This is a genomic window from Nonomuraea sp. NPDC003754, from assembly GCF_053605785.1.
Genome location: NZ_JBSGJX010000025.1, coordinates 61,951 through 82,623, shown reverse-complemented (window position 1 = coordinate 82,623; position 20,673 = coordinate 61,951). Strand labels below are relative to the sequence as shown.

Genomic DNA, 20,673 nt, shown 5'->3' with positions numbered 1-20,673 from the left:
GACATCGACCACACCGAAAACCGTTGGACACGGCCCAGGGCGCTCCACGATCATCCGCGCTGTGACAGATGAGTTCGAACGCCGGCCCACCGCCGGCCTGAAGTCAGTGAGATTCGTTGATCTGACGAGCACGGCCATGACCGCCCTGCTGGACGACGACCTTGCCCGGGCCAGTGCCGAGGCAGGAGTCGAGCTGACGGAGTACTTCCTCAGCGATCAGGCGAAGTGGGTCTGGCGGTATCGGGTCGATCAGCTGGCTGCGGATCCGGATAGCGCCGGGTGGCTCACCCGAGCCGTGGTAGCCGAGCCCGAAGGCGTCGTGGTGGGGTATGCCGGGTTCCACGGGCCGCCGGACGAGGCGGGCATGGTGGAGATCGGTTATTCGGTGGCTCCCGGCTACCGTCGTCAGGGGTACGCCAGGACGATGCTGACCGAGCTGATGCGTCGGGCCGCGGCCGAATCCGGAGTCAGGACTGCGCGCGTGACGATCAGCCCCGATAACACCGCGTCCCTGGCCACGATTTCCGGATTCGGCTTCGTCGAGGTCGGAGAGCAGTGGGACGAGGTGGACGGCCTCGAGCTCATCTTTGAAGTCCCTGTCTGACTGAGCCGCTGCGCTGCAGGGTGTGGGCGGCCTGGCGCGGGCCCGGCGTCGCGTCGTCTACGGTCAGGTCGGCAGCGCTTTGACAGCAGGCGCGGCGGGAACAACGACATCGACCGATGCACGTCTCAGCCCGGCCCGGTTCGCGGATGGCGTCGTCATGGGGGCGGGGCGGTGGTGGCGCGGACGACGAGTTCGTGCGGCAGCAGGGTGCGCTCGGGCGTGGGTTCCCCGGACAGCACCAGGCGGCCCGCCGTCCGTCCGGCGAGCCGGCTGTACTGGCGGATCGTGGTGAGCCCGGCCTCTTCGGCGCCGGTGTCGGAGAAGCCGATCACCGACAGCTCCTCCGGCACCTTCACCCCGGCCTCGGCCGCCGCGTCGAGCACACCGAGCGCCAGCACGTCGGTGTTGCACAGGATCGCCGTCGGCCGGGGCGAGCGCGCGAGCAGTGCCCGACCGGCCTCGCGACCGGACTCGCGTTCGTTGGCCGCCACCTCATAGACGGGCGTCCGCGCCCAGTCCAGCCCCGCGGCCTCCGCCGCGGCACGGTAGCCGAGCACGCGGTTGCGCATGGCGCGGAAGACCGCGGCTTCCTGCCGGTCGGGGTCGGCCCAGCCGTGCCGGCCCTCGTGTCCCAGGCCGACCACGGCCAGCCCGAGGCGCCGGTGCCCGAGGTCCAGCACGTGCCGGACGGCGGCGCCGGCGGCGGCCGGCTCGTCGATGCCGAGGTGCGGCACGCCGTCCACGATCGGCTCGTCGACCAGGAGCGTGGGCAGGCGCCGGGCGAGGACGGCGTCGAGCGCCGCGTGCCCGTCGGGCAGGCAGAAGACGACGAAGGCGTCGACCACGGCGTTCCGCACGAGTTCGGGGCGTTCGACGCCACGGGGCTGCTGCAGGAGCAGCAGCCCGACGGCCGCCTCCTCGGCGGCCACGGCCAGCCCCTGCAGAAAGCCGATGGCGTAGGGGTCGCCGAGGGCATAGGGCAGCGTCTCGGTGAAGATCAGCCCGAGCACCCCGGCCCGCCCGAGGCGCAGGGAACGCGCGGTGGGGTTGGGGCCGGCGTAGCCGAGCTCGTCCGCCACGCGCAGGATGCGCTCGCGCAGTTCCGCGCTGAGCTGGTCGGGCCGGGAGAAGGCGTAGGAGACGGTGGCGCGAGAGACGCCGACGCGGTCCGCGATCGTCTGCAGGGTCACTCGCTCGGCCATCCCCCAACCCTAGCGCGCCGCTCCTTAATCAGTTAAGCGCTCAAGCGGGGGGCAGGGGTGCCTGCGTCACCTGCTCGGATCCGGGCTCGGACCCCGCTCGCCCATGAGCAGCCGAGGCGCGTGTGTCAGCACAGCCTGACAACGCACGCGCCTGTCAACCCAGCCTGACGGCCTGCTTGAGGAAGACGACGCCGTCGATCATGTCGAGCTGGTCCGGGTTCAGCGGGAAATAGGCGAAATCGTGGGAGGTGCGCGAGGTGGGCTTCGTGACGGCCTCGGCCATGCGGCGGGCGTCGATGAGAGAGTGGTCCCACGGGAGCGTGGACAGGATGCCCTCGACGGTGTCCGGGGGCGGAGTGTCGTCGCCGACCGTGCCGAGGGCTGAGGCCAGGAAGGCGTACCGGTCGCCGAGGTGCGTCGCGGTGATCGCTCCAGCGCTCCACCACTCCAGCACCTGGTCGCCGAAGGCCATGAGGCTCTTGTTCCGCTGCAGGTGCAGGTTGCTGGCGAAGACCAGGGCCGGGCCGTGCTCGGCGACGGCACGCAGGTTGGCGGCCATCATCGCGTCCCGCAGGGCCGACAGCCGCGTCCACCGTGCCGGGGACGCGTCGGCCATCCAGTAGTGGTAGCGGAGCAGGCCGGTGGCGGTGCGCCCGTACAGTGCCGCCCGCTCCCTGTCGGCCGCGCTCAGCTGCGGCGCCTGCGTGTCGAGCAGCGCCACCAGGTCGTCGGTGATCAGCCGCAGCCGCTGGGCGTCGGCGGACTGGCCGATCGACTGGGACGGGTCCATGGCCGTCGCCTCGTTCGACCACCGGTCGTCCGGGCCCAGCAGCGTGTCGAGGGTCTCCCTGGTCACCACAGTGCAGAGGAGCGGGCCGTCGAGGAGGTCGTAGAGGGCGGTGAGCGCCTGGCGCGGGCTCGCCGCCCAATACTCCAGAGGGCCGTCGAACCCGAAGAACCGGAGCTTTTCGTCATGCTTCTCGTTGTACGCCCGCATCCAGCGTACGAGGTCGCGGTTGGCCGGTGCGGCGCCGAATCCGTGGCTGAAGCCGCGTTCCATGACGTCGTCGAGCGTGCCCGCGCCCGTCGTGATGTAGTCGTCCACCAGGAGGCCCATGAGACAGTCGCTCTCGATGGCGAACGACCGGTAGCCCTCGTGCTCGACCAGATGCCGGAAGATCTCGTTGCGCAACTCGCCCAGCTCCCCGACGAAATGTCTGGCCTCGCCCAGGCCGAGAAGCAGGGGCTCGGCGGGAAGCGACCGCAGGAACGCCGAGATGCCCGCGCCGTCGAGCTGCCGGGCCGTGTCCTTGATATCCATACCTTCAACGGTATCGTTGAACCTTCGTTGTAAACTTTGACGTGGAAACCCCCGCGCTTATCGCGATGACCTTCAAACGGTGATGCATCCATGAGACCAGTGGACCTGGCGCGCGAGCACGGCCTGTCCACCCAGGCGATCAGGAACTACGAGGAGGCCGGCATCCTGCCCGCCGCCGAACGCACCGTCCACGGCTACCGCACCTACACGCCGCTGCACGCGCAGGCCCTGCGCGCGTTCCTCGCCCTCGTGCACGGGCACGGCCACCAGACGGCCACGTCGATCATGCAGGCGGTCAACGGGGGCGCGACCGAGGACGCGCTGCGGCTCATCGACGAAAGCCATGCCCAACTCCTCGACGACCGCCGCACCCTCCAGGCCGTCGAAGCCGCGCTCCGCGACCTGGCACCCGTACCGCTGGAACGCGGCGACGCCTTCATCGGCCCCCTGGCCAGAAGGCTCGGCATCCGCCCTGCCACCCTGCGCAAATGGGAGAACGCCGGACTGGTCCAGCCGCACCGCGACCCGCAGACGGGCTACCGGGTCTACAGCGCGGCCGACATACGCGACGCCCGGCTGGCCCACCAGCTCAGACGGGGCGGATACCTGCTGGGGCAGATCGCCCCGCTGATCGCCCAGGTCCGCTCCGCCGGAGGCGTCGCGCCTCTGGAGCAGACCCTGCGCGACTGGCGGACCCGCCTGTCCGCCCGGGGCCGCGCCATGCTCAAGGGCGCCGCCGACCTGGACGTGTACCTCCGCGCCCGCGAACCTTGAGGTCGAGTCACGTCCACCACAGGAACGGCATGGCCACGGAAGGACGGGGCCATTTCGCTTGATCAGAAGCAGCACGTTGCCCCGACCCCGCGCCGTATTCGGGGAGGACCGTCAAGCCGCTCCGCAGCGGAACACACATGGAGACGCAGGCGAGAGTCGAACTCGCTCGTACGGGCTTTGCAGGCCCGTCTCCGCACCGGCGAACTGCGCCAAGGCCGCCCTCTTGTCTGGGCGGATCGTGCGCGAGGACGGAGCCGAACCGCCACAGCCGAAGCGTCCGGTCTACCGCCGGGTGGGCTCCCCAGGTGCCCAGCTCGCGCATCAGCGGCGTACGTCCGGCGGGATTCGAACCCGCACCGTCCGGCTCCTAAGGCCGGCGCCTCTTCCATTGGGCTACGGACGCCAGAGAGCCGCAGCGGGGACTCGAACCCCGTCCTGCTGGGTGGAAGCCAGCTGCCTTACCAGTTCGGCCTCTGCGGCAATGTGGACTAACGGATCTCGAAACCCTTACCGTCCTTGTGTTCCGCTGTGGAGTTGTCAAAATACCGGTACCGGATTCCGGGCAGGGGAAAGAGAAAAGGCCGCCTGGTGTGCACCTGGCGGCCTCCGAAAGTCCTTCGCGGATCATCCGGAAGCCTGCCTGAGCAGGGCGCAGCCGAGCGCCGCACAACGGCGACAGCGGCACCGTCCCGGTCCGTGCGCGGTGGCTGCGATGGTCATGGCCGGCCTTTCCTGATGTTTCCGTGGCGGCTCTCCGCCCGTGTTCCGTTGTGTCGACAGTAATGGCCGGCACGGCGGCCGTGCCACTTGTTTATTCAGACGCACGGCGCCGCAATATGGTTTTAGCCATTGGGTAGGCACGAAGGCGGACGTGACCAGCCGATCCACTACTAAGGTTGTGGATGTGAGTCCTAGGTCCGTGGGCGCGATGGACGCCGATGAGAAAGTCGACCGGCAGACGCGGATCCTCGAGGCGGTGCTTCGGCTCTTGTCCTTGCAGGGCATATCCGGCGTCAGCATGCGTGCCGTCGCGCGTGCGGCCGGGGTCTCGTTGGGACTGGTGAACTACTACTACGAGGACAAGACGAGCCTGATCCGTGCGGCCCTGCACCGCATCGAGGAGCAGGACGTCGCGATCGTCGAGCCGGACCTCACCCTGGAGCCTGAAGAGCGGCTGCGTGCTGCGCTGAAGCGGGTGGCCGACCCGGAGTTCCTGACGACGGAATACCTGTCCCTGCGACTTCAGCTCTGGGCGCTCGCCCAGGCCCACGAGGACTTCGAGCGCATCAACACGGTGGCCCAGAAACGCTACCGCGCCGGGCTCGCCGCCCTCATCCGTGCGGCCCGCCCCGAGCTGTCGCGCGGCGAGTGCAACAAGCGGGCCACCGACATCGACGTCATCCAGAACGGCTTGTGGCTCACGGCCCTGCTGGGGCTCGACCGCGCCTCGATCGGCAGGAGCGTCGCTCGCTGCGAGGAAATCGCACTCGCCGACTGACTGGTCGCCCGACGGCAAATCTGAACGAACGTCCAGAAGCGCATTGAACGATCGTTCAAACGCTCGTATGCTCCCCCCATGACACCAGTGACCATGGACGACGTACGCCGCGTCGGCACCGGGTTCCACCAGGACCCCGGACGATCGATGTCGCTGCGGTCGGAGGCGTACACGGACCCGCTGTGGCTCGAGGTCGACGTCCGGGCGATCTTCGCCCGCACCTGGCAATGGATCTGCCACGCCGAGAAGCTCGAGTCGCCGGGCAGCTACGTATCGGCAACCGTGGCCGGCATGCCGATCGCGATCGTCCGCGATCGTGACGGGGCGCTGCGCGCGTTCTACAACGTCTGCAAGCACCGTGCCCATGAGCTGCTCACGGGCTCCGGCACCACGCGCAACATCGTCTGCCCCTACCACGTGTGGACCTACGGCCTCGACGGGCAGCTGAAGGCGGCTCGTCGCGCCGACAAGATGGCGACCTTCGACAAGCGCGAGATCTGTCTCGACCAGGTGCGGGTGGAGGAGTTCGGTGGATTCGTCTACGTGAACCTGGACCAGGGCGCCGCTCCGTTGGGTGAGCAGGCCGGGGATCTGGGGGCCGACATCGCCAGGTGGGCTCCCGACGTGGCAGGGCTGACCCACGCGAAGCGGTTGACCTACGACGTCGCCAGCAACTGGAAGAACGTCATCGACAACTTCCTGGAGTGCTACCACTGTCACATCGCCCACAAGGAGTTCGTCGACCTCGTCGACATGGACACCTACGAGGTGAAGACCCACGGCATCTGGTCCAGCCATTTCGCCGAGGCCGGCAAGCACGAGAACGCCGCGTACGACGTGTCGGGTGCGTCAGTCACGCAGCACGCGGTGTGGTGGCTGTGGCCCAACACCTGTCTGCTGCGATACCCCGGTCGCGGCAACTTCATGGTCTTCCAGGTCGTTCCTGCCGGTCCCGGCCGGACCCTGGAGACCTGGGACTTCTACTTCGAGACGGCCGAGCTCGAGGACGCCGAGGCGCAGTCGGTGCGGTACATCGACGAGGTGCTGCAGCAGCAGGACATCGCGCTGGTGGAGAGCGTCCAGCGGGGCATGAGCACCCCGGCCTTCGACCAGGGCCGCATCGTGTACGACCCGTCCGGCTCAGGGCTGTCCGAGCACGGCGTGCATCACTTCCACGGCCTCGTCCTCGACGCCTATCGGTCGTGGGTGGAAGGGGCCGCCGAACGCCGGTAGCCCTCGCCTTCCGAGCCGCGTCGCCGGGCAGAAGCTAAGCGAAGGAAACGGGAGAAATCCGGTCGCAGTCGCCGGCGATCGGCGGCGATGATGGCCGCCATGAAGTTCCGCAAGGACCGAGACCGCTCGCCCCGCGAGATCCTGCTCGAGCTGTACGACTCGCTGGACCGACGCCATCGGCCCGAGGATGTGGCCGATCTGGTGCTGCAGGCGCTGGAAGGGAGCCTGTCCAGGCGCGAGCGGGTGGTGCTCCAGCGCGCGGCCAAGCACTCCTCGCACAACGCGGCATGGTTCTCCTCGATGTCCACGGACTACGCCCGGCCGGTCGGCGGCGCGCGGCAGGTCGCGGCGGCGACCCGGCTGTTCGAGCGCTCCGTGGAGGTCGACCCCGACGACCCGGAATCGCTGCTGGAGTTCGCGACGGCCATGGGGAGCGACATCCGGTGGGCGCCGGACCGTACCGACTTCCTGGCCGACCGGCTCAACCGGGAGTCCCGGGACGCGGCCGGGATGGAGCTGTCCAAGCGACAGTACAACCGGCGCTTCCGCATGCTGCGCAGGCTCGCGGCCAAGGCGGACACCCTGGGCGTCGAGCAGGACAAGCGGCGGCTGCTCATGCTGGGCACGACAGGGTTCGGCGCCGACATCCCGCGCGAGCGTTTCCTCGCCGACGTCGACGCCGCCTGCTTCGTCGCCTACTACACCGCGCGGCGCAAGCTGCGCCGGGAGTTCACCCTGTCGGGGCGGGACAAGCCGTTCGACGAGATCGCCTCCGTCCTGCTCGATCGGTGCACGGACTCCAGCGACTGGTGGCTGATCGCCCAGGTGCGGGCGGCGCCAGACATCCTGGAGCGCCTCACCGAGGAGGAGCGGGGACGCCTTCTCGGCCAGTGGTCGGCGGTCATGCGGCACAGCGCAGGCATGCTCCGCGACCGCTGGAATCCCGGCACCGACCGCGTCTCGATGGTCGTGCGGCCGGGCGACGACTCCACCACGTGGAACAACCTGGCGGTCGCCTACAACGCCGCCCGAGCGGGGTGGCTGGCCTGCCTGGCCTCGCTGGACGCGCTGCGCCTGCTGGACGTGGCCTGCCCCGGCAAGGCCATGCGGCTGATGGCGGGCGACCTGGTGGCCTGGCACCGCGGCGCCGGGGGAGGTGTCGACCCCGACACCGCGGTGTGGGCCGCGTTGCCGCCGCCCTGGGAGGTCCTCGACGGGAGCAGCGCCTGCACCCGCGCCGACGTCGAGGCCGCCTGCCGTACGGCCGGGCTCGACCCGGAGGGCTCCGGTTGGACGGCGCCCGCCGTCCGACGCGGTGTGGCCGTGTTCCGGCCGACGCCCGAGCTGGTGCACGGCGTGAGCATCGCCGACCCGGTCTGGGCGTCCCTGCTGCGGCGGGCGGGAGCGTTCAGCGGCAAGCACGTCAAACCCGAACTCGCCGCCGACGCCGGTCACGGCCTGGCCACCGGGGTGGTGGTGAGCGAACTGCCCGCGGCAGGCCGTCCCGCGGAGTAGGGCAGCGGTGTCGCTCTCGCGGCGGGAAACGCCCACCGATAACCGGTGGCGCTGCCGGGGAGGGACCGAGCAGACTGGTCCAGGCCCGCCGTAGTTCAGTGGTAGAACGCCTGGCTCTTCTTCCAGGTGGTCGCCGGTTCGAGCCCGGTCGGCGGTGCCTGGAAGTGGTCTCGTTGTAGCTCAGAGGTAGAGCGCCCGGCTCGGGACCGGGTGGACGCCGGTTCGAGCCCGGCCGGCGAGGCCCTTCCAGATCTGCCGTGGGCGACGTCTGACCGCGAGGGCAGGCGGCCGGTCCGCCCTCGTGTCCGGCCGACCGCGCCATCGGCGCTCGCCCCCAGCCGCTCTTTCGGCAACCGCCGCATGGCGATCGTCAGGCCGGCGGGAGCGGCAGACCCGCCTCCGGCCGACGTCGGCCAAGCCCTCAAAGCCGTCCGAGGCGCCCCCTGATCCGCCGGCTCGCGATCAGATGATCTCGAGGTTGGCCATCATCCCCATGTCCTCGTGCTCGGCGTTGTGGCAGTGGAAGAGGTAACGGCCGCGGTAGCCGTCGAAGCGGGTGATGATCTCCACGGCTTCGCCGGGTCGTAGCGAGACGGTGTCCTTGAGCCCCGCGTCGTGGGCCAGGGGCGCCCTGCCGCTGCGCGAGAGCACGCGGAAACCGACCAGGTGCAGGTGGACAGGATGGTGGACGTCGGCGACGAGCCGCCAGACCTCGACGTCGCCGAGCCGGGTCGTGACATCGGCGCGGGCAGGGTCGAACGGCAGACCGTCGATGAGCCAGCCGTGACCTGTGTGCATCTGCCCGGCGCGGAAGGCGAACTCGCGCACCCTGACGGCGTCCGATCGCCGCCAGTCCGGCAGGTCGGTGGACAGCGTGCGGGGGACGCGGCTGTCGTCGGCGGCTCTGCGGGCGACGCGGAAGGCCATCACGTCGCGGGTACGGCCGGAGCCGAGCCGGTTGATCACCTTGACGAGGCTGCCGGTCGGGACGCCGGAGAAGTCGACGACCACGTCGTAGCGTTCGGCGGGTGCCATCGGCAGCAGCCGGTGGGTGACCGGGGCGGCGAGCAGTCCCTGGTCGGCGCCGATCTGGACGAGGTCGAGGCGGCGCCCGTCGTCGGTGACCGCTTCGAGTTCGTAGTGGCGGGCGTTGGAGGCGTTGAGGACGCGCAGCCGGTAGCGGGCCGCGTCGACCTCGTGCACGGGCCAGGGGGCGCCGTTGACCAGGATCACGTCGCCGAGGACCCCGGCGAGATACGGCTCGCGGACGCCGGGCCGTACGCGCAGGGTGGGGTCGAGGGAGGGGTAGGCCAGGCTGCCGTCAGCGGCGAACGCCCGGTCGGCGATCATGATGGGCAGCTCGCGTGGTCCGGCGGGCAGGCCGAGGGCGTCCTCGGCGTCGTCGCGGATGATGTGCAGCCCGGCCAGGCCCCGCCAGATCGCGGGGGCGGTGAAGTCCATCCGGTGGTCGTGGTACCACAGCAGCGTGGGCCGCTGGTCCAGCGGGAAGGTGTAGTCCCTGGTCCGCTGGGTCACCACGGCCCTCGGGTCGTGCATGCCGTGTTCGGAACCGTGCCCCGTCTCCAGGGAGTGCTCCCGCCAGCCCTCGGGCAGGACGAGGTCGGTCGGGTACCCGTCGGAAGCCGCCGGGGTCCGTCCGCCGTGCAGGTGCACGACGGTCGGCACGGGCAGCTCGTTGCGGTGCGACACGGTGATCGGCCGGCCGCGGCGCGACTCGATCGTCGGCCCAGGGAAGGTGCCCTCATACGTCCACAGCGGTGTCCTGACACCGGACAGGATCTCCGCGCTCGCTTCGCGCTGGGTGACCTCGTAACGGTCGACTCCGCCCGAGGTGCTGACCGGCGCCAGCACGGAGGGAATCGGCAGCGGCACGCGGAAGGGCGGCGGTAGCGGTACGGCACTGCGCAACTCGGCGCCGGTGATCGACGGCCTGCGCGCCAGCGCCGCCGAGGCCGACAGCCCGGTGGCCGCCATCAGCCCGAGCGCCCCGCCGATGCCCAGCGCCCGCCGCCGGGTCAGGTCCCGGGCATCATGCTCACGCACGGTGGACCTCCCGCCGCGGCAAGGGCCGGAGCCAGACGGCGATGAACAGCACGACGAGCGCGGCGACGGTCATCACACCCAACGGGATGTGCAACCACAGCGCGCCGTCCAGCCCGGCGAAGTACTGCACCGTCTCGGCCGCCACCACGGTCATCGTGGCCGCGAACGGCCAGATCTGACGTAGCCGGATCCACACCACGATCGCCACGATCACCTGCACGTAGCCGATGGAGGTGACCACGTCGGCGCCGATCGCGTGCCAGCGCAGGCTGTCGAAGTCACCGGTCAGATACACCCCGGCGAACACCGGCTGGCCGACGATCGCCACCACATGCGCGCTGACGACGGCCCGCAGTGTCCACCCCGTCGGTGTCGTCCGCTGCGCGGCCATGGTGAGCATGCGATATCCCTCCTCACTTCGTCGTCGCTTTCGCGAACGGCATCGACGCTATGGCCCACTGGTTATCTTGTCTAAGATCAATATCGCTATGGTGTTATGTAGTGGGAGGCATGATGGAGCTGAACACGCTCAGGCAGTTCCTGGTGGTGGCGCGGCTCGAACACCTCAGCCGCGCGGCCGACGAGCTGCGCGTCGCCCAGCCTTCGCTGAGCCGTACCATCGCCCGCTTGGAGAGCGAACTGGGCACACCGCTGTTCGAGCGCAGCGGCCGGCTCCGGCTGAACGACACGGGCAAGCTCTTCCGCGGTCACGTCGAACGCGCTCTCGGTGAGCTCGATGCGGGCCGGCGAGCCGTCGCCGAGGCCACCAGTGAGGGGGTGGGCACGGTGCGACTGGCGTCGGAGACGTTCCTCACCCTCACCGGGCCGCTGGCGGCCTACAAGCGCGCTCATCCCTCCATCGAGGTCGAACTCCGCTGGGCGGCGGCCGAGGACATGGCCCGCCACCTGCGGGCTCAAGAGGTCGACCTGTGTGTCGCCTCGCAGCCGATCCACGCCGAGGGCTTGGAGGCGGTTCAGCTGGTGGACGAGGCGGTGTGGGTGGCCACGTCACTCGATCATCCGCTGGCGGGCCGTACCTCGGTGCGCATCGACGAACTCGCCGACCAGCCCTTCGTCGCCGCCCGCAAGGGGCACTGGCAGCGCAGGCTCCTCGATCGGCTCTTCGCCGCCAGAGGCCTCACACCGAAGATCGTCTGTGAGGTCGACGAGCTCAGCGCCATCGCCGACCTGATCGGCGCGGGGCTCGGCATCGGCCTCGTCCCTTCCATGGCCCGGCGGACCTCCATCCGTGCCCCCATCGCCGCGATCACCGTGGACAGCCCCGACTGCCGTCGCGCGCTCACGCTGTACTGGGGCGCCGACAGCCACCTGTCGACCGCCGCCCGCCTGATGCGCACGGCGATCACCACCTGGAACTGGGCCACCAGCGAACCAGGCGCGCGTTGACCGCACGCTCCAGGATCGCCACGTCATGCCACTGTCGAGGACGCCGATGCGGGCGTGGATGTCCTCGGCTTCCCATGCCGGCGCCAGGCCGCCCCTGCCGCACCGCGCGCGGACCTCGACCGGCGGCCGGATCGAACCCATGGACCACTACGACGAGGGACTCGTCGGCAGCGCGTCCGACGCCATGTGGAAATCGCTCCCTGCCCTGCGATCGCTGACCGTCGAAGGAGCGCTCCTCTTCCACGGGATAGCCGGAGACGCCCTGACCGACCAGCGCCTCCGCGGCGCCACCATCAGCGACGGATCGGCATTCCCCGGCTCCGGCCCGGACCTCGTCACGCTCCCCAACCTCACCACCCTGGAACTGGACACCCGGTCGGACGACTCCACATCAGCACCCTGGACATCGCAAGCCATGAAATCGACGGCGACCCCCTGACCGCCCTCGCAGGCCTGGTCTCACATTTCGTCCACCTGGACCTGTCGGTGGCCGGCCCCATCGCGATCGAAGGCGTCGCCCGCGCACCGACATCGACCGGCTTCTCCCAACCGTCCCTTGACGTAACGAGCTGAGGCGGCTCCAGCAGGCGCGGTGGATGCCGTACTTCCCGGCGGACGCGAAGCCGGCGGAGCTGTGCAACAGGACGACGGCCTGATCGACGATGTTCGCCCAGCAGGGGGGACGAGCGCGCAAGGTTTGCGTTTGAGCGCGCTCGAAGCCGTAGCGTCGCCGCCATGACGACACAGACCTGGATCATCACCGGCGCGTCCCGCGGTTTCGGGCGCGCATTGGCGGAGTCGGCGCTCGCGGCGGGAGACCGCGTGGTGGCGGCGGTGCGCCGGCCCGAGAGCATGGCCGACCTGGAGGCCGAGTACCCGGACAACTGCCTGATCGCGAAGTTCGACGCCCGAGACGTCGCTGCTGCCGCGGACCTCGTGCGGGACACCCTCGACCGCTTCGGTCAACTCGACGTGCTCGTCAACAACGCGGGCCGGGCCGTGGTCGGAGCGGTCGAGGAGGTCAGCGACGCGCAACTGCGTGAACTGATGGATCTGCACCTGTTCGGGCCTGCCGCGCTCGTCCGTGCGGCGCTGCCGGCGATGCGCGCGCGGGGCGCCGGGACGATCGTGCAGATGAGCAGCCAGGGTGGGCGGATGTCGTTCCCCGGCGTGTCGACGTACTCCGCGTCGAAGTTCGCCCTCGAAGGCTGGTCCGAGGCCCTGGCCGGGGAAGTCGCGCCGTTCGGGATCCGCGTGATGATCGTTGAGCCCAGCCGCTTCCGGACCGACTTCAACGCGGGGGACGTGCTCGAGTTCGCCGAGGCGTCCGAAACCTACAGTGACGTGCTCGCCGCCGTCCGCGCGGACATGGCCGGAGCCGACGGTCTCCAGGAAGGCGACCCGGCGCGGGCGGCGGACATCATCGTGTCCCTCGCGCACAGTGACGAGGTGCCGCTGCGGCTGCCGCTCGGGCGCGAGGCGGTCGAGCGTATCTCGGGTGCGTACCGGCGTGGCCTGGACGAGGTCGACCGGTGGGCCGAGATCGCCCGCAGCGCCGACTTCGAGGACGTCCCGGCGTCGGTCCGGCCGATTTAGGCTGGCTGTCATGGCCACCGACGATCTGATGACCAGGGCGCTCGACACGCTCGGGGACGACGGCCCGCTGTCGGTTGAGGCGATCCACCGCCTCACCGACCTGGCCGAGGTGCCCGAGTCGATGACGATCGCCGAGGTCGCCGACCTCCTCGACCTCTCTCCTCACACGCTGCGCTACTACGAGCGGGCCGGGCTGGTCGAGGTGGCCCGTGACAGCAGCGGTCACCGGGTCTACGACGCAGAGGCGGTGCGGCGCCTGGTGTTCCTCACCAGGATGCGGCTGTCCGGCATGCCGATGCGCGACCTGCAGCACTACATCTCACTGGTCGACGCCGGGGAGCACACCGTGCCCGAGCGGCTCGACATGCTGGTCGAACATCGCGACACCACCCGCCGCCGGATCCGTGAGCTGACCCTTTCCCTCATGGCGATCGAGTACAAGATCGCCACATACGGAGGCTCGACCGGGCAGGACGTCGCGGCCCTCGACACCGCCACCGGCGCCGACCGCACGTTCCGAACCGCGCTTGTTCACGCCCGCTCCGCCTCGTGATGGTGTAGGCGAGGAGCGGCGGCGCCTGCGGGCGTGTACTGGCGCCAGGCGGAGAGCCTGGCCTGGCATCCCCCGTATGGAGGATGCCGGGCGACGAGATGGGCGATGCCGCCTGTCCCGACACGACGGGAACCTTGAGGCATGGAAGCCATCGAGGTGACAGACCTGCGCAAGACGTACGGGGGCACGAACGTCGTGGACGGCGTCACGTTCACGGTCCACGCCGGTGAGACCTTCGGCATCGCCGGCCACAACGGGGCGGGCAAGACCACCACCGTCGAATGCCTCATCGGGCTGCGGCGGGCCGACGGAGGCAGCGTGCGGGTCCTGGGGGAGGACCCGGCACGCCGGCGCCGGGCCCTGGCCCAGCGCATCGGCGCCCAACTCCAGGACAGCGCGCTACCGGAGCGGATGAAGGTCGCCGAGGCGCTGCACGCCTTCGCCTGCTTCTATCGCCACCCCGCCGACTGGCGGGAGGTCATGGAGCGCTGGGGCCTGACCCCGCTGGCGCGCAAGGCGTACGGTGACCTGTCCGGCGGGCAGAAGCAGCGGCTGATGCTCGCCCTGGCCCTGGTCGGCGACCCCGAGGTGGTCGTGCTGGACGAACTGACCACCGGCCTGGACCCGATCGCCCGCCGGGAGACCTGGCGACTGGTGCGCGAGCTGAAGACCTCCGGCACCACCGTGGTGCTGGTCAGCCACTACTTCGACGAGACCGAGGCCCTGTGCGACCGCCTGGCGGTCCTGGCCCGTGGCCGGATCCGGGCCATGGGCACCCCGGACGAGATCATCGCCCGGACCGGCACCGCCAGCCTGGAAGAGGCGTACTTCGCCCTGGAAGGAGCGGACCGATGAAGGCGTTCGCCGCTTTGACGGCCACCGAGCTGAGGCTGCTGCTGCGTGATCCTGCCTCGGTGTTCTTCATGCTGGCCTTCCCGCTGATGCTGCTGGTGCTCAAGCGCGGCGACACCGGCGCGGTCCCGGGGTACGTCGCGATGATCGCGGCCATCGGTGGCATGGGCGCGCTGCCCGGCATCGTGGCCGCCTACCGCGAGCGCAAGGTGCTCAAGCGGCTGGCGACCACGCCGATCTCTCCCGTGCTGCTGCTGGCCGCGCAGTTGGTGGCGCAGGTCGCCGCGGCCCTGGCGGGCTCGGTGCTGCTGATCGCCGCCGCGATCGTCGTGTTCGGCACGCGGCCGCCCGCGAACGTGCCCCTGCTGGCGGTGGCGTTCCTGCTGTGCTCGGTGGCGGTCTGCGCGATCGGGTTCGTGATCGCCGCGATCGTGCGCAACACCAGGGGCGCCGGCCTGATCGGCATGCTGGTCATGTTCCCGATGATCTTCCTGGCGGGGGCGGCCGTGCCCAGGAAGTCCCTGCCCGGCTCGCTGCGGCAGATCGGCGACTTCCTGCCCCTGACCCCGGGCGTGGACGCGCTGACCAGTGCCTGGAGCGGCACCGCCGCGCTCTTCCCGATGCTGATCCTGATCGGGATAATCGTTGCGGGCACGACCCTGGCCGGCGCGCTGTTCCGATGGGAGTGACGAGGTGAACGTCTGGGAGGCGCGCTGGCTGCGCGCCTTCCACATGCTGTTCTACGCCTGCCTGGCGCTCGGCCTGGTGCTGTCGTTCGGCGAGGACGCCGGCCCAGGCCCGGTGAGCCTGGGCCTGCTCGCGCTGCTGGCCGGCTGGCACTGGTTCTTCGTCCTGCGCCGCCCGCACCTGCTCGGCCGGCTCCACCCCATGGCGTTCCACCTGGCCGTGCTGTGCGCGCTGTACGTCGCGCTGGTACTCACGGACCGCTCGTTCGATGTGGTGATCTTCGGGCTGATGCCCCAGCCGTACCTGATGCTCTCCACCCCGTGGTCGTACGCGGGGGCGGTGGCGACGATCCTGTGCACCTTCGCCGCCAGGGGCTACCTGGACGACCCCAACGCCCTGTGGCGGCTCGTCGGGAGCTGCGGCCTGGTGGTGGCGATCGGCCTGTTCGTGGCCTACGTGTTGCGGCAGAGCGCGCAGAACAAGACGGTCGGCGTGCTGGAGGAGCGGGCGAGGCTCGCCAGGGAGATCCACGACACCCTCGCCCAGGGCCTGAGCGGGATCATCACCCAGTTGGAGGCGGCCGAGCAGGCCATGCCCGAGCAGGGCAGGCCCGACCTGCCCGCCGTACGCAGGAGGATCGCGCTGGCCAAGGAACTGGCCCGCGACAACCTCCAGGAGGCCAGGCGCTCGGTGGACGCGCTGCGGCCTGGCCCGCTGCAGGAAGCGCACCTGGACGCGGCGCTCGCGCAGGTCGCCGAGCGGTGGTCGCGCACATCCGAGGTGAGCGCCACCGTGACGGTGGAGGGCACGCCCCGGCCGCTGACGGCCGAGGTGGGCGCCACGCTGCTGCGCGCGGCGCAGGAGGGGCTGTCCAACGCGGCCAAGCACGCGCGGGCGGACCGGGTGGCCATCACACTGACCTACATGGACGACGAGGTGACGCTGGACGTGTTCGACGACGGCACGGGCTTCGACCCGGGCGCGCACGGTTCCGGTTACGGGCTGGCGGCCATGCGTGAGCGCGCCCGCGGCGTGGGCGGCACGCTGACGGTCGAGTCGGCGCCGGGAGAGGGGACGGCACTGTGCCTGCGCATCCCCTCAAACTGATGATCGTCGATGACCATCCGGTGGTCCGCGACGGGCTGCGCGGCATGTTCGACAACGTGGACGACATCGAGGTGGTGGCCGAGGCGTCCGACGGGTTCGAGGCGCTGGCCATGGCCAGGAGGGCGGGCCCGGACGTCGTGCTCATGGACCTGCGCATGCCCGGCCTCGACGGCGTCGGCGCGATCCAGCGGTTGCGGGTCGACCACCCGGAGATCAAGGTGATCGTGCTGACTACCTACGACACAGACGCCGACGTGACGCGGGCCATGGCGGCCGGGGTCGCGGGCTACCTGCTCAAGGACGCGCCCCGCGAGGAGTTGCACCGGGCCGTGCGAACGGCCGCGGCGGGCGGCGCCGTACTGGCCCCGTCGGTCGCCTCCGCGCTCATCGGCCGGCCCGCGGGGCAGGAGCCGAGCCTGCGCGAGCTGGAGGTGCTGCGCCTGGTGGCCCGGGGGGCGGCCAACAAGGAGATCGCCAGGACCCTGCTGATCAGCGAGACGACCGTGAAGACGCACCTCAAGCACGTCTTCGCCAAGCTCGGCGTCGAGACCCGGGCCGCGGCGGTCGTCGTGGCCATGGAGCGCGGGCTCCTGTAGTGCCGGCGATCGGACAGATGCGGAACAGAGCAGGCGGGATCGGTGAACAGGGCCTCCAGCCGGGCGGCCGGTCTGGGCGGATGCGGTTCACAGCTCTGCCGGTGTGACAGGTCACCCTGCGTCACTGGTAACACACGCTTCACTCCTCCGTCATATCACTCAGAGCGTTCATCGGACTACTTTCGGTCGCAGCGGGTGGTGACCGCCGAAGCCCAGCGCAACGGCGAAGGGATCACCTCTCGGCTGAAGAGCGGACGGCGGCATGACCGAACGCCGGTCATGCCCCGCGATCTGCACCGTTGGCCGCCCGGGGACGACGCCTCGGGGCAGAGCGAAGGCGAGGTGGCAGAGTGCATCTGACTCCGCACGAACAGGAACGCCTGATGATCCATGTGGCCGCGGACGTGGCCCGGAGGCGTAGAGAACGGGGGGTTCTCCTCAACTATCCGGAGGCGGTCGCGCTGATCACGGCACATGTGCTGGAGGCGGCCCGGGACGGCAAGTCCGTCCATGAGCTCATGTCCGCCGAGGAGAAGATCCTCTCCCGTGACGAAGTCATGGAGGGCGTCCCGGAGATGATCTCCGACATTCAGATCGAGGCGACGTTCCGCGACGGCACCAAGCTGGTCACCATCCGCGACGCCTTCGCCGAAACGGGAACGGAGGCGCTGGTTCATCCGGGGAAGATCGACCATCCTGAGGGCGCTGAGCCGGTGGCCTTCAACGAGGGCCGCGAGATCACGATCGTGTCCGTCACCAACAGTGACGACCGCCCCATCCAGGTGGGTTCTCACTACCACTTCTACGAGGCCAACCCCCGCCTCAGCTTCGACCGTTCCGCCGCCTACGGCAAGCGCCTGCACATTCCCGCCGGCAGTTCTGTCCGGTTCGAGCCTCGATGCACCAGGACGGTCACGCTCGTGCCCATCGAGGGCAGGCGCATCGTCGCCGGCCTGCGCGGCGAGGTCGGGGGGCAGCTCGATGGATGAGCCCCTGACAGACGCGGCGGCGGACGCGCCCGACGAGCTGGCGGCAGGGGCGTCGTCGCGGGATGGCGTGCCAGGCCCGGAGATCCTGCCGATCGATCAGCCGCTGACCCGGGTCCAGTACGCCGACCGGTTCGGGCCGACGGTCGGCGACCGCATCCGGCTGGCCGACACCAACCTCCGGATCGAGATCAGTGAGGACTGGTCGGGTGGTCCGGGGCGCAGCGGCAACGAGGTCATCTTCGGCGGCGGCAAGGTGATCCGTGAATCGATGGGGCAGTCCTGCGCGCCGCGCGACTCGGCGAGATTCGGCGCCCCGCAGCCGCCCGACACGGTCATCACCGGCGCGGTCGTCCTGGACCATTGGGGCGTGATCAAGGCCGACGTGGCCATCCGTGACGGCCGGATCGTCGCGCTCGGCAAGGCCTACAACGACGAGACCATGGACCGGCTGCACGACGGGCACCAGCGGGCCACGGACTTCCTGATCGGCCCCGAGACCGAGGTCATCGCGGGCAACGGCAAGATCCTCACCGCGGGCGGCATCGACACCCACGTGCACTTCATCTGCCCCGAGCAGGTGACCGAGGCACTCGCCGCGGGCGTCACCACCCTGATCGGCGGTGGTACGGGCCCGGCCGAAGGCAGCACCGCCACCACCGTCACGCCCGGTGCCTGGCACATCGCCCGCCTGTTCGAGGCGCTGGACGCCTTCCCGGTCAACATCGGGCTGCTCGGCAAGGGCAACACCATGTCCACCGAGTCCCTCTACAACCAGGTGGAAGGGGGAATCCTCGGTTTCAAGATCCACGAGGACTGGGGTGCCACCCCGGCCGTCCTGCGCCGGTGCCTGGAGGTGTGCCGGGCGACCGGCGTCCAGCTGGCCCTGCACGCCGACTCGCTGAACGAGGCGGGCGCGGTCGCCGACACCATCGACGCCATCGGCGACCACCCCATCCACGTCTTCCACATCGAGGGCGCCGGCGGCGGCCACGCCCCCGACATGATCACGATGGCGAGCCTGCCGAACGTGCTGCCCGCCTCCACCAACCCCACCCGCCCCTTCACCGTCAACACGGTCAAGGAGCACATCGACATGGTGATGGTCTGCCACCACCTCAACCCGCTGGTGCCGGAGGACCTGGCCTTCGCCGAGTCGCGGATCCGGCCCTCCACGATGGCCGCCGAGGACATCCTGCACGACCTCGGCGCCATCTCGATCATGTCGTCGGACGCCCAGGCGATGGGACGCATCGGCGAGATGATCATACGGACGTGGCAGACCGCGCACGTGATGAAGGCCCGGCGCGGCCCGTTGGACGGCGACCAGGCCGGCGACGACGGGGCCGACAACCACCGCGCCCGCCGCTACGTCGCCAAATACACCATCAACCCGGCCATCGCGCACGGCATCGATCACGAGGTCGGCTCGGTCGAGGTGGGCAAGATGGCCGACCTGGTGCTGTGGGAGCCGAAGTTCTTCGGCGTCAAGCCGCACCGGGTGATCAAGGGCGGCCAGATCGCCTACGCGCAGGTGGGTGACGCCAACGCCTCCATCACCACCCCGCAGCCGATCCTGCCCCGCCCCATGTGGGGGGCCAGTGGCCGGGCACCTGCCGCCAACGCGGTCAACTTCGTCACCGAACACGCCATCAAGTCCGGCCTGCCCGAACGGCTCACGGTGGGCAAGGAGTTCAAGGCCATCCGCGACACCCGCAAGGTGTTCAAGGCCGACATGCGGGAGAACAACGCCTGCCCCGACATCCGCATCGATCCCGACACCTTCGAGGTCGTGATCGGTGGAGCGGAGGCCAAGGACGTCAAGACGGAGATCGACGACCAGCTGGTCGACGGCACCCGGTTCGCCGACACGCTGCCCATGGCCCAGCGCTACTTCCTGTTCTGACCACCGCCCCGGAACGGCCCGCCGCGCGTGCAAACCGGGGGCACGCTCCATGTCAGCGAAAGGTGAGTCACGCACCATGAACCGTGCCGCCCTGCTCGTCCTGGCCGACGGTCGATTCCCCGCCGGAGGGCATGCCCACTCCGGCGGGGCCGAGGCGGCGGTCACGGCGGGACGGGTGCGTGACGTGGCGAGCCTGCAGGAGTTCTGCCGCGGCCGGCTGTACACCAGCGGCCTGGTCGCGGCGGGCCTGGCCGCCGCGGCCGCCGCCGGGTACGACCCGCTGCTGCTGGAAGAGGCGGCCGACGCCCGCACCGCCGCCCCCGCCCTGCGGCACACCGCGCGCAGGCTCGGCCGGCAGCTGCTGCGGGCCGCCCGAGTCGCCTGGCCCTGCTCCGAGCTCGACTCCCTCGCCGCGGCGCTGCCGCGGGGCGCTCATCACCCTGTGGTGCTCGGCCTGGCCGCCCGCTCCGCCGGGCTGACCCCGCTGGACGCCGCGTACGTGGCGGCCTATGAGAGCGTCGGCGGCCCGGTCAGCGCGACCGTGCGCCTGCTCAGACTGGACCCCTTCGACGCCACCGCCGTCCTGGCCCGCCTGGCCGCCGACATCGACCACGTCGCGGCCCGGGCGGCCGAAGCCGCACAGCGCGTCCACACCGACGGACCGGCCGCGCTGCCGGCCGTCTCCGCGCCGCTGCTCGACATCACCGCCGAACAGCACGCCGCCCGCCCCACCCGTCTGTTCGCCTCCTGAGCACCCCTTCACCCCCGGAGC

Annotated in this window: 20 protein-coding genes and 6 tRNA genes; 18 read left to right on the top strand and 8 right to left on the bottom strand. The window is 70.3% G+C overall.

Annotated features, from left to right (window positions below; all coding sequences use genetic code 11):
- Nucleotides 1–61 precede the first annotated feature (61 nt).
- Nucleotides 62–604: a GNAT family N-acetyltransferase gene (locus tag ACWEVS_RS28195; protein ID WP_354908858.1), complete on the top strand. Its 543-nt coding sequence runs from the start codon at nt 62–64 to the stop codon at nt 602–604.
- 155 nt (nt 605–759) lie between these two features.
- On the opposite strand, the gene ACWEVS_RS28190 is transcribed toward ACWEVS_RS28195, so the two are convergent.
- Both ACWEVS_RS28190 and ACWEVS_RS28185 read right to left on the bottom strand, forming a co-directional pair.
- Nucleotides 760–1,806 (bottom strand): LacI family DNA-binding transcriptional regulator, encoded by a 1,047-nt coding sequence (locus ACWEVS_RS28190; protein WP_449923432.1) that lies wholly within the window; start codon nt 1,804–1,806, stop codon nt 760–762.
- A gap of 154 nt (nt 1,807–1,960) precedes the next feature.
- On the bottom strand, nt 1,961–3,127 hold the full coding sequence (locus tag ACWEVS_RS28185) for an erythromycin esterase family protein (protein ID WP_452554033.1): 1,167 nt from the start codon (nt 3,125–3,127) through the stop codon (nt 1,961–1,963).
- A 90-nt stretch (nt 3,128–3,217) separates the two neighbouring features.
- Here ACWEVS_RS28185 and ACWEVS_RS28180 point away from each other — a divergent pair, with 90 nt between their 5' ends.
- Entirely contained in the window at nt 3,218–3,901 is a 684-nt protein-coding gene (locus ACWEVS_RS28180; RefSeq protein ID WP_452554032.1) for a TioE family transcriptional regulator, read from the top strand.
- Nucleotides 3,902–4,039: 138 nt separating this feature from the next.
- Here the strand turns inward: ACWEVS_RS28180 and ACWEVS_RS28175 are convergent.
- The 4 genes from ACWEVS_RS28175 to ACWEVS_RS28160 form a co-directional block, all read right to left on the bottom strand.
- Nucleotides 4,040–4,112: transfer RNA gene (locus ACWEVS_RS28175), tRNA-Cys, on the bottom strand.
- 28 nt (nt 4,113–4,140) lie between these two features.
- Nucleotides 4,141–4,221, bottom strand: a tRNA-Tyr gene (locus ACWEVS_RS28170).
- 10 nt (nt 4,222–4,231) lie between these two features.
- A tRNA-Leu gene (locus ACWEVS_RS28165) sits at nt 4,232–4,304 on the bottom strand.
- Between the two features lie 5 nt (nt 4,305–4,309).
- Nucleotides 4,310–4,381, bottom strand: a tRNA-Gly gene (locus ACWEVS_RS28160).
- 448 nt (nt 4,382–4,829) lie between these two features.
- Here ACWEVS_RS28160 and ACWEVS_RS28155 point away from each other — a divergent pair.
- From ACWEVS_RS28155 to ACWEVS_RS28135, 5 genes are all read left to right on the top strand, one after another.
- On the top strand, nt 4,830–5,399 hold the full coding sequence (locus ACWEVS_RS28155) for a TetR/AcrR family transcriptional regulator (protein ID WP_452416073.1): 570 nt from the start codon (nt 4,830–4,832) through the stop codon (nt 5,397–5,399).
- A 78-nt stretch (nt 5,400–5,477) separates the two neighbouring features.
- Complete coding sequence (locus tag ACWEVS_RS28150) at nt 5,478–6,632, top strand: aromatic ring-hydroxylating oxygenase subunit alpha (RefSeq protein ID WP_452554031.1); 1,155 nt, start codon at nt 5,478–5,480, stop codon at nt 6,630–6,632.
- Between the two features lie 99 nt (nt 6,633–6,731).
- Nucleotides 6,732–8,147: a hypothetical protein gene (locus tag ACWEVS_RS28145; protein WP_452554030.1), complete on the top strand. Its 1,416-nt coding sequence runs from the start codon at nt 6,732–6,734 to the stop codon at nt 8,145–8,147.
- 84 nt (nt 8,148–8,231) lie between these two features.
- Nucleotides 8,232–8,304, top strand: a tRNA-OTHER gene (locus tag ACWEVS_RS28140).
- A 12-nt stretch (nt 8,305–8,316) separates the two neighbouring features.
- A tRNA-Pro gene (locus ACWEVS_RS28135) sits at nt 8,317–8,388 on the top strand.
- A gap of 221 nt (nt 8,389–8,609) precedes the next feature.
- Here the strand turns inward: ACWEVS_RS28135 and ACWEVS_RS28130 are convergent.
- Nucleotides 8,610–10,211 (bottom strand): multicopper oxidase family protein, encoded by a 1,602-nt coding sequence (locus tag ACWEVS_RS28130; RefSeq protein ID WP_452554029.1) that lies wholly within the window; start codon nt 10,209–10,211, stop codon nt 8,610–8,612.
- Nucleotides 10,204–10,611 (bottom strand): hypothetical protein, encoded by a 408-nt coding sequence (locus ACWEVS_RS28125; RefSeq protein WP_452554028.1) that lies wholly within the window; start codon nt 10,609–10,611, stop codon nt 10,204–10,206. Before ACWEVS_RS28125 ends, ACWEVS_RS28130 begins: the two co-directional genes overlap by 8 nt.
- A 110-nt stretch (nt 10,612–10,721) precedes the next feature.
- On the opposite strand from ACWEVS_RS28125, the gene ACWEVS_RS28120 reads away from it, so the two are divergent.
- The 11 genes from ACWEVS_RS28120 to ACWEVS_RS28070 all read left to right on the top strand — a co-directional run bounded on the left by ACWEVS_RS28120 (nt 10,722) and on the right by ACWEVS_RS28070 (nt 20,652).
- On the top strand, nt 10,722–11,618 hold the full coding sequence (locus ACWEVS_RS28120; protein ID WP_452554027.1) for a LysR family transcriptional regulator: 897 nt from the start codon (nt 10,722–10,724) through the stop codon (nt 11,616–11,618).
- A gap of 139 nt (nt 11,619–11,757) precedes the next feature.
- Nucleotides 11,758–12,057, top strand: a complete 300-nt coding sequence (locus ACWEVS_RS28115; protein ID WP_452416062.1) for a hypothetical protein — start codon at nt 11,758–11,760, stop codon at nt 12,055–12,057.
- Between the two features lie 296 nt (nt 12,058–12,353).
- Nucleotides 12,354–13,214 carry an SDR family NAD(P)-dependent oxidoreductase gene (locus tag ACWEVS_RS28110; RefSeq protein ID WP_449923406.1) on the top strand — a complete coding sequence of 287 codons (861 nt, stop codon included), beginning with the start codon at nt 12,354–12,356 and terminating at the stop codon, nt 13,212–13,214.
- Nucleotides 13,215–13,224: 10 nt separating this feature from the next.
- On the top strand, nt 13,225–13,767 hold the full coding sequence (locus tag ACWEVS_RS28105) for a MerR family transcriptional regulator (protein WP_452554026.1): 543 nt from the start codon (nt 13,225–13,227) through the stop codon (nt 13,765–13,767).
- 141 nt (nt 13,768–13,908) lie between these two features.
- The gene (locus tag ACWEVS_RS28100; RefSeq protein WP_452416056.1) at nt 13,909–14,622 is read left to right on the top strand and encodes an ABC transporter ATP-binding protein; all 714 of its coding nucleotides are present in this window, start codon (nt 13,909–13,911) and stop codon (nt 14,620–14,622) included.
- Nucleotides 14,619–15,308 (top strand): ABC transporter permease, encoded by a 690-nt coding sequence (locus tag ACWEVS_RS28095; protein ID WP_354908828.1) that lies wholly within the window; start codon nt 14,619–14,621, stop codon nt 15,306–15,308. The genes ACWEVS_RS28100 and ACWEVS_RS28095 overlap by 4 nt, the downstream gene beginning before the upstream one ends.
- A 4-nt stretch (nt 15,309–15,312) precedes the next feature.
- Nucleotides 15,313–16,413, top strand: a complete 1,101-nt coding sequence (locus ACWEVS_RS28090; RefSeq protein WP_449923398.1) for a sensor histidine kinase — start codon at nt 15,313–15,315, stop codon at nt 16,411–16,413.
- A complete protein-coding gene (locus ACWEVS_RS28085; protein WP_354908825.1) occupies nt 16,413–17,009 on the top strand; it encodes a response regulator transcription factor in 597 nt (198 codons plus the stop codon). Before ACWEVS_RS28090 ends, ACWEVS_RS28085 begins: the two co-directional genes overlap by 1 nt.
- Nucleotides 17,010–17,359: 350 nt before the next feature.
- Nucleotides 17,360–17,998 carry an urease subunit gamma gene (locus tag ACWEVS_RS28080; RefSeq protein ID WP_354908822.1) on the top strand — a complete coding sequence of 213 codons (639 nt, stop codon included), beginning with the start codon at nt 17,360–17,362 and terminating at the stop codon, nt 17,996–17,998.
- Nucleotides 17,991–19,901 (top strand): urease subunit alpha, encoded by a 1,911-nt coding sequence (locus ACWEVS_RS28075; RefSeq protein WP_449923393.1) that lies wholly within the window; start codon nt 17,991–17,993, stop codon nt 19,899–19,901. Before ACWEVS_RS28080 ends, ACWEVS_RS28075 begins: the two co-directional genes overlap by 8 nt.
- A 76-nt stretch (nt 19,902–19,977) precedes the next feature.
- Complete coding sequence (locus tag ACWEVS_RS28070; protein WP_452416048.1) at nt 19,978–20,652, top strand: urease accessory protein UreF; 675 nt, start codon at nt 19,978–19,980, stop codon at nt 20,650–20,652.
- The last annotated feature ends 21 nt before the right edge of the window (nt 20,653–20,673 follow it).